Below are 13,398 nucleotides of genomic sequence, written 5' to 3' on the forward strand. Positions count from 1 at the left end.
TTGCCTAATAAACCATATCAAATAATCAAAGTGAGTAACTTAATAAAAGACGGTAAATACGAATATTTTGAGGCAGGTGAAGGAACACCGATTATTATCTTACACGGATTAATGGGCGGATTGAGTAATTTTGATGGAGTTGCTAATTATTTTCCAAGCAAAGGTTATAAAGTTGTAATTCCACAATTGCCTTTGTATACTCAAAATATTTTAAAAACTAATGTAAAGTCATTTGCAGTTTATGTAAAAAACTTTATCAATTACAAAGGGTTTAATCGAGTGATTCTTCTTGGAAATTCTCTTGGAGGCCATATTGCTTTATACTTCACAAAAATGTACCCTGAAAAAGTTTGCGGTTTAGTAATTACTGGAAGCTCTGGTTTATACGAAAGTGCCATGGGTGACAGTTATCCAAAACGTGGTGATTATGAGTACATAAAGAAAAAAGCACAAGATGTTTTTTACAATCCTGATGTAGCCACACCAGAAATTATTGACGACGTATACGCAACAGTAAACGATCGAATTAAGTTAATTAAAACACTTACGATTGCCAAAAGTGCAATTCGTCATAACATGGCCAAAGATTTACCTAAAATGCATGTCCCAACAGGCATTATTTGGGGAAAACAAGACAAAGTAACACCACCAGATGTAGCTGAAGAATTTCATAGATTATTACCAAATTCATCTTTATATTGGATAGACAAGTGTGGTCATGCAGCCATGATGGAACACCCAGATGAGTTTAATAAAATTTTAGAAGAATGGCTTGAAACAAAAGCCGAACACAAAGTATAAAGCATAATGAAAGTAAATACAGCCGAATTTATTATAAGTAATTCTGATGTAAGCAAATGTCCTTTAGAGCGTTTGCCAGAATATGCATTTATCGGGAGGTCAAATGTTGGCAAATCATCTTTAATCAACATGTTGACCAATCATAAAAATTTGGCAAAAACATCTGCAAGACCAGGTAAGACACAATTAATAAACCACTTTAAGATAAATAGCAATTGGTTTTTAGTTGATTTACCAGGTTATGGCTATGCACGTGTTTCTAAAAAAACAAAAGAAGTATTTCAAAAATTCATCACTGATTATTTTGAAAAAAGAGAGCAATTAGTTTGTGCTTTTATACTTATTGATATTCGTCATGAAGCTCAAAAAATAGACTTAGAATTCATCAATTATTTAGGAGAAATTGAGGTTCCTTTTTGTATTATTTTTACCAAAGCAGATAAAATTAGTCGTGTAAAAATTGACCAAAGTATAGCAGCTTATCGAAAATCATTATTGGCAAATAACTGGGAAGAAATGCCTCCTCATTTTGTTACCTCATCACTTGAGGCTACAGGACGAGAAAGCGTACTAGAATATATTGACGAAATTAATCAACAGATTTTTAAAAGTAATGACTTCCTTTAAACAATAATATAAATAATAAAAGGCTTTCAAATGAAGGCCTTTTATTTTATTCTTTTTTAAGATCAAGCTTTTCAGCGAAGTAATCACAAAAATCTCGCATGGTATCACTCATTTTCTCATCAGCAGTTGCTTGTTGAAAAGTATCTGCCATGGCAACTAAAGTTTGATGAAAGAAAATTTTCATTTCATCTACAGGCATATCCTTTGTCCATAAATCGATACGCATTGTTTCTTTAGCTTTGCTATCCCAAACATTAAGCATGATTGCTTTTGCCTCTTCATTTTCAACACCTCCATCTTTAGCTGTCCAATGTAGCTTTTCTGGAACGTGGTTTTCATCTAACGATATTTTAAATTTTATATCTGATGTTTTAGTTATTGCCATTACTTAGTAGGTTTATATTTAGATTTTTGAAATATTTCTTTCGCATCCATTAAGAACATTTGTTGCGGAGGCACATCATTATTATCCATAAAAGCTCTCACAATTTGCCATCCTATCCATGCTCCAACACGTCCTGGAGTTTCATTATCGTTAGTCAATCCGAATTTTGAAAAAGGTGCAGGCTCAATAAATTTTGGAATCAATTTAGAATCTGTACTATACAGTAATTTTTCTTCTACAAAAAATCGCCAAACATCAACATCATGCTCTTCACACCACTTTATTTCATCAGTTGTATAACATATCTTATCTTCATCTGAATATTCAGGCAACAAAATATCTTTTAAATACAGTTGCTTTCCTGCATATACTAATTGAGACAGGAAATCTCTTTCCATTGGCGGCTTTACCTTTCCATAAGAAAAGCTTTGAACAATATCTGGCAAAATTTGAGATGGTTCAAAAGTTTTCTTTACATATTCAGGATACTCATAAAATTTGTGATTCTTACCCAAATACATCTCTAATGAAATGACTACAAGACTATCCGCATAGATAGCTTTGTATTGTGGATCCATATCATGTATTAAAGTCACAACTTTAGGTGTTCTTGTTTTAGGATAATAGAATTTTATGTATTTGAATAAATCTTCTATTCCTTCTTTTTCTAAATCAAAATTATCATAACGTTTTTCTACTTCTTTATAAAGTTCTCTCCACAATGGATTAGTCATTTTCTCGACCATCGCTGTATCTGAAACATTAGGAGGAAAAAAGAAAGGATATTTTGATTTTAATTTATTTAGATCTTGAGGTTTTGTTTCAAAGAAAGCCTTGTCATATCTATCTACCTCTATACTTACAGGAATATCTTCGGCTTCTGATTTAATTTTGTCGTTTTTTGAACAAGATGTTAAAATAATGCCTATTAAAGCAAATACTAGAAATTTCTTCATGAATTGTAACAGTAATTTATTTCTTACGTTTTTTTTGAACACTTTTTTAAGCAAAAGTATTACCTTTGCAAATATACATCGTTTTAGAAAGAATTTATGCCTATGCAAAAAATTACTCAGCTTGATACTGAAAAAGTTAACCTACATATCGTTAATTGGCTTAAGGCTTATGCTCAAAACGCAAAAGTTAACGGTTTTGTTGTGGGAATATCCGGCGGAATAGACTCGGCACTTACATCGAGTTTATGCGCTCAAACCGGACTTACTACTTTATGTGTTGAAATGCCAATACATCAAGCACAAAGCCACGTAAACAGAGCACAAGAACATATTGCTCAGCTAAAAAAGCGTTTTTCAAACGTGAGTGACACAAGAGTTGATTTAACCCCTGTATTTGAGAGCATAAAAAACGAAATTCCAACTACAAACGATGAAATAAAACTCAATTTATCGCTAGCTAACACAAGAGCACGTCTACGCATGACCACTTTATACTATCTTGCCGGAATCCACGGTCTTTTAGTTGCAGGAACAGGAAATAAAGTAGAAGACTTTGGCATTGGTTTTTTTACCAAATACGGCGATGGTGGAGTTGACCTTAGTCCAATTGCAGATTTATTAAAAAGTGAAGTGAGACAACTCGCAACTTACTTAGAAGTCCCTGATTCGATTTTGAAAGCAGCACCAACAGATGGCTTATTTGGTGATGACCGAAGCGACGAAGATCAACTTGGCGCAAGCTATGAAGAATTAGAATGGGCAATGACACAATTGGAACAAGGAAAAACCGTTAATGATTTTGAAGGTAGAGAGAAAATTGTATTTGAAATATACAAACGACTTAATACCATAAATCAACACAAAATAACCCCAATCCCAGTTTGTATAATACCTGAAATTTATAAGTAAAATATTACTTGATTGCCAGTTATTTACAAAAATATTAATTATCTTTACTATACGTTTTAGTTATTAACTTAAAGTTTTTATTATGGTTAAATTAGGACTTGCCGACAACCACCCCGTGGTTCATTATGGCATAAAATCTTACTTTAAAGAACATGCTGACATTTCCTTAGTTGGAATAGTTGATAATTTTGATATGGTAGAGGAAATGCTAAAACGCAAGGATATTGATGTCCTTCTCATGGACTTAGAACTTCAAGGACTTACTAGCATAAATCTCATCAAAGCCTTATTAAAAGATTATCCTAAAGTAAAAATCGTTCTTTTTTCAAATCTTAACGAACAAATATATGCGCCAAACGCTATTAAAGCAGGTGTCTCATCATTTGTAGAAAAATCGGAAAAGCTTGATGTACTGGCTTCTACCATTATCAAGGTAAATAGAGGAGCAGTTATATTTAGTGATGCCGTTAAGAAAAACATGGCTCTAATTTCTAAGCAAGCCAAATCTGAAAGGCTATATAGAAAATTATCGAGTCGCGAAATTGAAGTTTTACGTTATTTATCTAACGGAAAGAAAAACAAAGAAGTTGCTGAAGCACTTAATTTGAATGAAAAAACAATTAGTACATACAAACTGCGCTTACTAGCAAAATTGAACGTTACTAATTTAGTGGACTTAGTAAACAAAGCAAAAACACTAGAAATAGTTTAACTGTAGCGAGACATTACTCTTCCTAATTTTACTGAAAAGTTATTTATTAGCTTCGAGTAGTCCATTACCATAGAAAGATCTTCTGAATTGTCACTTTCGACACTGTTTGAGAGTGACATTTTTATTTCTTCAATTATTTTGTTAACCAAAAACCATCGTAGTGATAAAATTGTTTCACTCACATATTGTGCAACGGTTTGGTCTTTAAGTTTTACATAGATTTGTTTTGCTTCCCAATTGTGTAATACATCTTTTTCATCTGCCATTAAAATTGATATAACTTCCTGAGACAATTCTGGAGTAACCTGCATTAAATATTGCTCAATTTCAAATTTCTTATCTTGATTATAATAAGCAATTAAATCATTGTATATAGCTTGAAATATAGGAGTAGCCAATTCAACCTCATCTTCCTGTAAACTCAAATATACACGTTGAAAGATTTTATACTTATTTACCTCTCTTACTTCTTTTAATTCTCCATCATCATTAGCCTTCCATAAGAAATCTTCAAAATCTTCTTCAAAATCACCGTATAATAGCAAAATTTGAATTATCTTTTTTTCAAGCTCATACTGAATGTCGACTTTTGAATTGACTGTAGCAGACTCATTTTTATGAACTTCGAATGCTTTTTGTTCTTGAACGTATTTTTTATTAGCTTCCGAAATATCTTTTTGAACCAATTGTGCTAAAGTATTAAAAAGAACATCTTCCGAAATTTCCATAATACGGGAACATTCCTGAATATAGATTTCTCTTTTAATTCTATCTGGAATTTTAGAGATACTAATTACCATATCTCTAATAAGTTCGGCCTTTTTAATAGGATCATTTTTTGCATCTCTCATTAAAAGTGATGCTTTGAACTGAATAAAGTCTTTAGCATTTTCGTCTAAATAACGAAGTAGTTCTTCTTGAGGAGTTTTTCGGGCAAAACTATCAGGGTCTTCGCCTTCAGGAAATGTACACACTTTCACGTTCATTCCTTCTTCTAGAATCAAATCGATTCCGCGAATAGAAGCTCTAAGACCAGCAGCATCTCCATCAAATAAAACAGTAATATTTTTTGTAAGTCTATTTATCAATCTGATTTGATCAGAAGTTAGCGCTGTCCCTGAAGAAGACACAACATTTTCCACTCCAGCCTGATGCATTTGAATAACATCTGTATATCCTTCACAAAGGAAACAGTTATCTTGCTTAACAATGGCTTGCTTAGCATGATAAATACCATATAATACTTTACTTTTATGGTAAACATCACTCTCTGGTGAATTAAGATATTTCGCTGCTTTTTTATCGTTGGTTAAAATTCTACCTCCAAAACCCAACACACGCCCCGACATGCTTTGTATGGGGAACATAACTCTTCCTTTAAACCTATCAAATTGCTTATCGTCTTTTGAAATAGTAAGACCAACTTTTTCAAGATATTCCAACTTATACCCTTGCCCTAATGCTTCTTTTGTGAAAGCATCCCAAGTTTCAGGTGAATATCCTAATCCAAAGTTTTTAATTGTTTCCGCGGTGAATCCTCTTTCCTTAAAATATGAGAGTCCTATAGCCTGACCTTCATCAGTATTGTACATTGTACTTTGAAAATACTTTTGAGCAAATTCAGAAACTAAATACATACTTTCTTTTTCTGAAGCTTCTTGCATTTCTTCTGAAGTTCTTTCTGTTTCCTCTATTTCAATATTGTATTTTTTTGCTAAATATCGAATAGCTTCTGGAAAAGAAAAATGCTCATGCTCCATTACAAATGTAACTGCATTCCCTCCTTTTCCTGAACTAAAATCTTTCCAGATTTGTTTTACAGGAGACACCATAAATGAAGGTGATTTTTCATCTGAAAAAGGACTAAGTCCCTTAAGATTAGTTCCTGCACGCTTAAGTTGTACAAAATCACCAATAACCTCCTCTACACGGGCAGTTTCAAAAACAGTATCGATTGTATTTTTGGAAATCATTAAAAAATAAATGTTGTCAAATATACGACTTTCATAAAAACAAAAAGTGCTCTGTATAGAGCACTTTTTTACATTTTACCTATCAATTATTTTAATCTAAAATCAGGTTTTTTCTTTTCGTCATTGCTTTTAAAAAGACTTGTTAATCCAACTCTAGAAATTGTATTCATCATACTTGGCATATTAAACCAATTGTTTACATTATCTTGTTTAACTAAATTTTCATTTGTAAACACTTCCACACAACTATCCACAACACACTCTTTGATGATTACTTTTTTGAAATTATCACCTTCTAAATACTTATCATCCAATGCAACAAAACTTGCAAATCCTGAAACAACACATTTATTCATTTCTAAGAATGAGTCTGATTTTAAAGAAATGGCTTCTTTTACTAAGCCAACACTATTATCATCATTATTAACGATTGTAACATTGTTAAGCTTAATTACGGTTTTCTTTTTAGTTGGATCAAAGTTCTCAACTTTGTCATATGAATCAATCTCGAAAGCTCTTGAACGTGTATTATCTGAAATAAAAGGACTTCTAATAATTATACTATTATTTACAGTACTTTGGATTCCCATTGAGAAGTCAAAATCATCATCAGCGTTTCTGTAAGAAATAATATTATTCAAATCTACATTCCCCCCCACAATTTCTATACCATCGTCTTTTGCAAAACTAATTTGAACATACTCTACTTTAGTTTTTTTACCAACTGCTCCAAGTGTTAAACCATTCAACATTGTTTTTGCATCAATTTTTTTTCCAGCAAATTCTATACGAACATATTTTAAAACTCCTGAATCACTGTTTTCATTATTACCTCCAAAAACATTATATAAAGGATTTGTATCATAAATTGAAGATATTAAACCACCGTGTCTATTAAGTGGTGCATCTCCATATACTATAATTCCTCCCCAGTCACCGGCTTTACGATCTGAAGCTGATTTATTGGAAGTAAAAACGATTGGATCTGTCTCTGTTCCTTCTGCAATGATTTTACCTCCTTTTACAACAGTCAAAGTTCCAGTTGAATCACTATCTCCTCTAATCACTGTTCCAGGTTCGATTGTTAGTGTTACTCCACTTGGCACATAAACAGTACCCATAAGCAAGTAAGTATTTCTTTTTGATAATGTAGTATTTTCCTTAATAACTCCAGTTAAGATTTGAGTCGCAGGAGCATAATCAGCAGTTTTAGGCTTAAAGCTTGTCCAGCCATTAAACCAGTTATTTTCACCATATATACCTGGTGTTTTCTGAGCATTTGCAACTCCTACAGAAGTTAATAGCAACAATAAAAATGTTTTTCTCATTTGTGAGTTTGTTTTTAATCAAGGGGAACAAATTTAATTTTAGTTTTCAAATAAACCAAAAATAAATGTTAAACTATTAATAATAAAAAAGTGTCTCGTCAACGAAACACTTTTCAATAAATATGCCAAATAAAATTAATTCAAATCAAAACGTACACCTAATGATATATTATTTTGGTCAACAACATTGTTTTTAAACAATGGATTCAAATCATACTTAACATATAAACTTGTTTCTTTATACCCAAAATAAGCACCAACACCATAAACAAAATCATTTGTATTGAAACTACCTTTTTCTTTTTGTGTGTAATCATGCCCATTTTCTTCATACTTTATAATTTGCTTTGTTTTCACATTAAAACCTGCAAATCCTCCTAATCCTACTCTTACACTTTTATGCGTTTGAAAAAATGGTTTATCATTGTGATTTTTATTTCCTGAAAAATCAAACTCTAAATACAAAGGTGCTACAATATTTACATTTCTTAACCTTGAATCATCTAATTTGATAGCTGCAGTTTGCAAATTTGTTTGTTTTCCATTCTCAACAAAATATCTATTATCTGTAGGCCTTAAATTATTGTACTGAAGAGACAATCCGTATTTAAAATGTAGTAAATTATCATTTTTTAAAATCCTTGTATTATAAGAGACTCCTATTTCATAAAAATGTGACCCCCAGTATCTATAATCAGAATGAGCAACAGCTTTATTAGTCACTAAATTATTTACTCCTGCTGCAAATACAAATTGCGAAGTTGTTCTCTTTTCAGAAACTTTAGTAGTATCTTTATTTCTAAAATTTATTCTGATTGAAGGACGTCTTGGATTTGTAGTATCTAAATAAGTAATTCTTCCTTCAACTTTCTCCTTCACTAATGCTGTTAATTTCATTTCTTCAGCTGCTACCCGATTTTCTATTTTTGAAGCACTCTTTTCTGCTAGTTTTAATTTTTTCTCATCAGCTTGTTCTCGATTGATGATTCCATTTTCAAGTTCTTTATTTATATCTTCAACTTGCAATTTCAACAAAGCTTTTTCTTCTTTTGTTATTTTTTCAATTTGGCTGGCAATTGCTTTAGCCTTTCCTTCAAATGTTTCTTGTCCAAACATTTTTACTGTTGTTGTCAAGATTAAAATACTTACATAAATGATAAAATTTTTCATACTATTCGTTTTTTGATTAATGATTGATTAATGATTCTTGATTTCTGCTGGCTACAGCTTCTTTTGCTTCTTTATATCCTTTTTTTACTGTTTTCATCACTTTTTGACGAAATGTAAGCTCTATTTCTCCATCTACTTGATCTAAAAGAGAACTAGGATCAATTTTTAATTTAGTTTTTTCTATTGGCATTTTTGCTTCTGCAATTGCTTCTTTGCTTTCCACTATAATTTTTAATTCTGATTTATCCTCATTATTTTTGGTTTCATTTTTTGTGTCTGAATAAGCAACTTGATTTTCTTTAGACATTTGAGGCAAAACTTCTTTAGAATAACTATTTTTTAGCACTTTAGATTCTTTAACCTTTTTTATATTTTTGTTTTTTGTCTCAGAATAAACGATGGACGAATTCTTTTCATTTATGATTGATTGAGACGATTTCACAACATCAATCTCCTCTTTTTTTATTCCATCTGTTGAAGTTTTTTTAGAATCTTCAAAAACAATATTTGAATTATCGTCTTTAATGTTTTTTTCGCTCGAATTGTAAAAGAAATAGCTTACTCCCAAAAAAAGTACAACCGTAGCAGCAATTCTAAACCATGGAAAAGCTTTCTTTTCTACTTTACTCTCTTGAACCGAAAGCATTGCATCTAATCTGTCCCAAGCTTGCGCAGAAGGCTGAATTTCCCTTTTGCCTAACTTTTCTCTTATTTCATTCTCTATTTTATTCGGTCCCATAACTATAATTTTTAAGTCTTTGGATTTGGGTTTGCAGCATTTCTCTTGCCCTTGATAATTGTGATTTTGAAGTTCCTTCTGTAATTCCTAACATTTGAGCTATTTCTTGATGTTTAAATCCTTCAATCACATATAAATTAAACACCATCTTATATCCTTCTGGCAAATTGTCAATCAGAAATTGAATGTCATCAAGTAACAATTGGCTTTCAATTGAATTATGACTATCCTCAAAAAAAGATTCATCCTCCATGAACTTCACTTCCTTTTTTGCTCTTATAAAAGAAATACTCTCGTTTATCATTATCTTTCTAATCCAGCCTTCAAAGCTCCCTTTGTGTTCAAAATTTTTAAGATTTGTAAACACTTTCATAAAGCCAGTGATCATTACATCTTCAGCCTGTTGCAAATCTTTCACATATTGTCTGCACACACTTAACATTTTAGGCGCAAACTGAGAATATAACTGATGCTGTGCATGCCGGTTATTATTGAGCGCATGCTCTATTAATTTTTTTTCTTCGTGATGTAAATTGACAACTTTCACTTTATTTCAAATTGAATTTTCACAATAAAAGGAATTACATTGACCCTTCTATTAACATAGACGAGAATGATTTAAAAAAGGTTGCATGATGATTAAAAAAAATTATTTTTTTCTTTCAATCACATAATTTACCATTAAAATAAGGGAATCTTTATAAGGGGAATCTGGGAATGACTCTATAAGTTTTAGTGCTTCTTGTTGGAATTCAACCATTTTTTTCTCGGCATACATCAGTCCATTGTTATCTTTTACGAAAGCAATAACTTCTTTAACTCGTTTTTTATCTTTATTATGATTCTTAATGGAATTGATTAACCAGTTTTTTTCTTTCGAAGAACAATTATTCAGGACATGAATCAATGGAAGTGTCATTTTTTGTTCTTTAATATCAATTCCTGTTGGTTTTCCTATTGCCTCTTCGGTATAATCAAACAAATCATCTTTAATTTGAAAAGCCATTCCTATTAACTCTCCAAATTTTCGCATACGCTCTACTAATTCTGCATCATCTGGTTTTACAGAACATGCAGCAAGTGAACAACAAGCAGCTATGAGTGTAGCCGTTTTTTGGCGAATGATTTCGTAATAAATATCTTCAGTGATATCAAGTCGGCGAGCTTTTTCTATTTGAAGCAATTCACCTTCGCTCATTTCACGAACTGCAACCGAAATAATCTTTAATAAGTCAAAATCGCCATTATCGATTGAAAGTAATAATCCTTTAGAAAGCAAATAATCACCTACAAGAACTGCTATTTTATTTTTCCACAACGCATTTATTGAAAAGAAACCGCGACGACGATTGCTATCATCAACCACATCATCATGTACTAAAGTTGCTGTATGAATTAACTCAATAACTAATGCTCCACGATATGTTCTTTCTAAAACTTCCCCGCCAGAAATCATCTTTGCAGTAAGAAAAACAAACATTGGTCTCATTTGCTTTCCTTTACGATTTACAATATAATATGTAATTCGATTTAGTAAGGCAACTTTTGAAGACATCGAACTGTGGAACTTTTTTTCAAAAAGTTCCATCTCTTGAAGAATTGGTTTTTTTATTTGCGAAGAAATATCCATCGAAATTCAAAGATAGTATTTCTAGTCAAAATTTTACAATTCAAAAATATTTTTATATTTGATTAAACCTTTTTTACGTTATAACTGTCAAATACCCAAAACCTTAAAAAAATCTTAAAATTATGAAAATTAAAATCTTAATTCTATCAGCGCTTTTATCAGTAGTTTTTTACAGTTGTACAAAAGATAATGAAACTGAAAATAAAGTTATGACTGCTGAAGATGCAAAAGTTAATGCAAGACTTGATGTAGCCGGTTCAGATATTTCTGCAATTGTTGAAGAACAATCGATGACTTCAACAGAAGATGGAATGACTTCAAAAGGAACTCAACAAACAACCTTTGCTCCAACTTGTGCAACTATTACAAGAGTACCAGCTTATGGCACTGTAATTACTCCAGGAACAACAATCACCAAAACTATTGATTTTGATCCAATCAACGGATGTACTCTACCAAACGGCAATGTTTTAAAAGGAAAAATTATTGTCACATTTGTATATCAACCTAGCGCCACTTCACATACTATTAACTATCAATTTGATAATTTTTATCACAATGGTGTAAAAATAGTAGGCAACAAAACCTTCACAATTTCGTGGGGAACATCTACTACAAACCCTAATACTCATGCTATAGTTGTTATGAATATGGATTTTACTGCTACATTCCCTAGCGGAAATGTGTATCACAGAACTGGTTCTAGAACAACAGAAATTACAGGTGGGCAAAGCACTCCAGAATATACTGACAATGTGTACAGTGTAACTGGCCAATGGACAACAAATTCAACTACTTCGGGGTGGTCAATGACAAGTACTATTACTTCTCCTTTAATTGTAAAATTAAATTGCTCTAATATTGTAAAAGGTATTGTTCAATTTCAAGGCTATGGAACTTCTACTTTAGACTTTGGAAATGGGGATTGTGACAATGTGGCTATATTCACTCACAACGGAGTTCAATATACTATTATTCTGAATTAATTCTTGGTTATATATTTTAATAAAAAATCCCACTAAATAGTGGGATTTTTTTATACTTCTTTATTAGCTAATTGTCCGCAAGCAGCATCGATGTCTTTCCCTCGACTACGTCTAACTTTTACAACAATATCATTTGCTTCTAATGCCTTTATATATGCATTAATTGATTCTTCAGATGCCTGTTGGAATTCTCCATCATCAATAGGATTGTATTCTATCAAATTCACCTTACATGGCACATGTTTACAAAATTTTACTAAAGCATCAATTGATTTTTTATCATCATTAATTCCTTTCCAAACCACATATTCATAAGTTATCTTACTTTTAGTATTTTTGTACCAATATTCTAAAGCTTCACGCAATTCAGGCAACGGAAAACTTTTTGTAAAAGGCATGATTTGATTTCTTATTTCTTCAACTGCCGAGTGTAATGAAACTGCCAATTTGAACTTCACCCCATCATCAGCCATCTTTTTAATCATCTTTGAAACTCCAGATGTAGACACTGTGATACGTTTTGGCGACATTCCTAATCCTTCTGATGATGTAATTTTATCAATAGCTTTCATGACATTAGGATAATTCATCAGAGGCTCTCCCATCCCCATGAATACAATATTAGATAATGGTCTATTGTAATACAAACGACTTTCAGAATCTATAGCTGCTACTTGATCATATATTTCTCCGGGCTCAAGATTTCGCATACGCTTCAACCTTGCTGTTGCACAAAAATTACAATCTAAGCTACAACCTACCTGACTTGAAACACAGGCAGTAGTTCTTGTCTCGGTAGGAATTAAAACAGATTCTACAACCAAACCATCGTGCAAACGAACAGCATTTTTAACGGTACCATCCTCACTACGCTGCATTTGATCAACTTTTATATGATTGATTACAAAATTAGCCTCTAACATTTCCCTAGTTTGCTTAGAAACATTAGTCATATCTTCAAATTTATGAGCTCCTTTATTCCAAAGCCATTCATATACCTGATTACCACGAAATGCTTTATCTCCATTATCCACAAAAAAATCACGAAGTTGTTCTTTTGTTAATGCGCGTATATCTTTCTTTTCTATTTGCATGCTGCAAAGATAGTAATTCTGAAAATCCTACCATCTAAAACAAAATTTCAAATATTACATGAATTATATGCATGCATAATATTTTTTT

General features: G+C 31.7%; 14 protein-coding genes. 5 read left to right on the forward strand and 9 right to left on the reverse strand.

Annotated elements, in window-relative coordinates; translation table 11 throughout:
• The first annotated feature begins 30 nt into the window (after positions 1-30).
• Both LJY17_RS09510 and yihA read left to right on the forward strand, forming a co-directional pair.
• Positions 31-801 carry an alpha/beta fold hydrolase gene (locus tag LJY17_RS09510; protein WP_264543594.1) on the forward strand — a complete coding sequence of 257 codons (771 nt, stop codon included), beginning with the start codon at positions 31-33 and terminating at the stop codon, positions 799-801.
• Positions 802-807: 6 nt separating this feature from the next.
• Positions 808-1,428 carry a ribosome biogenesis GTP-binding protein YihA/YsxC gene (gene yihA, locus LJY17_RS09515; protein WP_264543595.1) on the forward strand — a complete coding sequence of 207 codons (621 nt, stop codon included), beginning with the start codon at positions 808-810 and terminating at the stop codon, positions 1,426-1,428.
• A 46-nt stretch (positions 1,429-1,474) separates the two neighbouring features.
• On the opposite strand, the gene gldC is transcribed toward yihA, so the two are convergent.
• On the reverse strand, positions 1,475-1,813 hold the full coding sequence (gldC, locus tag LJY17_RS09520; RefSeq protein ID WP_264543596.1) for a gliding motility protein GldC: 339 nt from the start codon (positions 1,811-1,813) through the stop codon (positions 1,475-1,477).
• Positions 1,813-2,769: a gliding motility lipoprotein GldB gene (gene gldB, locus LJY17_RS09525; RefSeq protein WP_264543597.1), complete on the reverse strand. Its 957-nt coding sequence runs from the start codon at positions 2,767-2,769 to the stop codon at positions 1,813-1,815. The genes gldC and gldB overlap by 1 nt, the downstream gene beginning before the upstream one ends.
• A gap of 102 nt (positions 2,770-2,871) precedes the next feature.
• Here gldB and nadE point away from each other — a divergent pair, with 102 nt between their 5' ends.
• Together nadE and LJY17_RS09535 are read left to right on the forward strand one after the other, a co-directional pair.
• Positions 2,872-3,678, forward strand: coding sequence for an NAD(+) synthase (gene nadE, locus LJY17_RS09530; protein WP_264543598.1), 807 nt, complete (start codon positions 2,872-2,874; stop codon positions 3,676-3,678).
• Between the two features lie 82 nt (positions 3,679-3,760).
• The gene (locus LJY17_RS09535) at positions 3,761-4,390 is read left to right on the forward strand and encodes a response regulator transcription factor (RefSeq protein ID WP_264543599.1); all 630 of its coding nucleotides are present in this window, start codon (positions 3,761-3,763) and stop codon (positions 4,388-4,390) included.
• On the opposite strand, the gene dnaG is transcribed toward LJY17_RS09535, so the two are convergent.
• The 6 genes from dnaG to LJY17_RS09565 all read right to left on the reverse strand — a co-directional run bounded on the left by dnaG (position 4,387) and on the right by LJY17_RS09565 (position 11,230).
• A complete protein-coding gene (gene dnaG, locus LJY17_RS09540; RefSeq protein WP_264543600.1) occupies positions 4,387-6,363 on the reverse strand; it encodes a DNA primase in 1,977 nt (658 codons plus the stop codon). The genes LJY17_RS09535 and dnaG overlap by 4 nt on opposite strands.
• Before the next feature lie 86 nt (positions 6,364-6,449).
• The gene (locus tag LJY17_RS09545) at positions 6,450-7,691 is read right to left on the reverse strand and encodes a hypothetical protein (protein ID WP_264543601.1); all 1,242 of its coding nucleotides are present in this window, start codon (positions 7,689-7,691) and stop codon (positions 6,450-6,452) included.
• Positions 7,692-7,826: 135 nt separating this feature from the next.
• Positions 7,827-8,861, reverse strand: a complete 1,035-nt coding sequence (locus tag LJY17_RS09550) for a hypothetical protein (protein WP_264543602.1) — start codon at positions 8,859-8,861, stop codon at positions 7,827-7,829.
• Between the two features lie 16 nt (positions 8,862-8,877).
• Positions 8,878-9,600 carry a hypothetical protein gene (locus tag LJY17_RS09555; RefSeq protein ID WP_264543603.1) on the reverse strand — a complete coding sequence of 241 codons (723 nt, stop codon included), beginning with the start codon at positions 9,598-9,600 and terminating at the stop codon, positions 8,878-8,880.
• Positions 9,587-10,147: an RNA polymerase sigma factor gene (locus tag LJY17_RS09560; RefSeq protein ID WP_264543604.1), complete on the reverse strand. Its 561-nt coding sequence runs from the start codon at positions 10,145-10,147 to the stop codon at positions 9,587-9,589. Before LJY17_RS09560 ends, LJY17_RS09555 begins: the two co-directional genes overlap by 14 nt.
• A 102-nt stretch (positions 10,148-10,249) precedes the next feature.
• Positions 10,250-11,230 (reverse strand): polyprenyl synthetase family protein, encoded by a 981-nt coding sequence (locus LJY17_RS09565; RefSeq protein ID WP_264543605.1) that lies wholly within the window; start codon positions 11,228-11,230, stop codon positions 10,250-10,252.
• 122 nt (positions 11,231-11,352) lie between these two features.
• Here LJY17_RS09565 and LJY17_RS09570 point away from each other — a divergent pair, with 122 nt between their 5' ends.
• Positions 11,353-12,216: a hypothetical protein gene (locus LJY17_RS09570; RefSeq protein ID WP_264543606.1), complete on the forward strand. Its 864-nt coding sequence runs from the start codon at positions 11,353-11,355 to the stop codon at positions 12,214-12,216.
• 50 nt (positions 12,217-12,266) lie between these two features.
• Here the strand turns inward: LJY17_RS09570 and rlmN are convergent, their stop codons facing one another.
• The gene (rlmN, locus tag LJY17_RS09575; RefSeq protein ID WP_264543607.1) at positions 12,267-13,310 is read right to left on the reverse strand and encodes a 23S rRNA (adenine(2503)-C(2))-methyltransferase RlmN; all 1,044 of its coding nucleotides are present in this window, start codon (positions 13,308-13,310) and stop codon (positions 12,267-12,269) included.
• Between the last annotated feature and the right edge of the window lie 88 nt (positions 13,311-13,398).

The sequence above is a fragment of the Flavobacterium hankyongi genome (assembly GCF_036840915.1).
Lineage (GTDB): Bacteria > Bacteroidota > Bacteroidia > Flavobacteriales > Flavobacteriaceae > Flavobacterium > Flavobacterium hankyongi.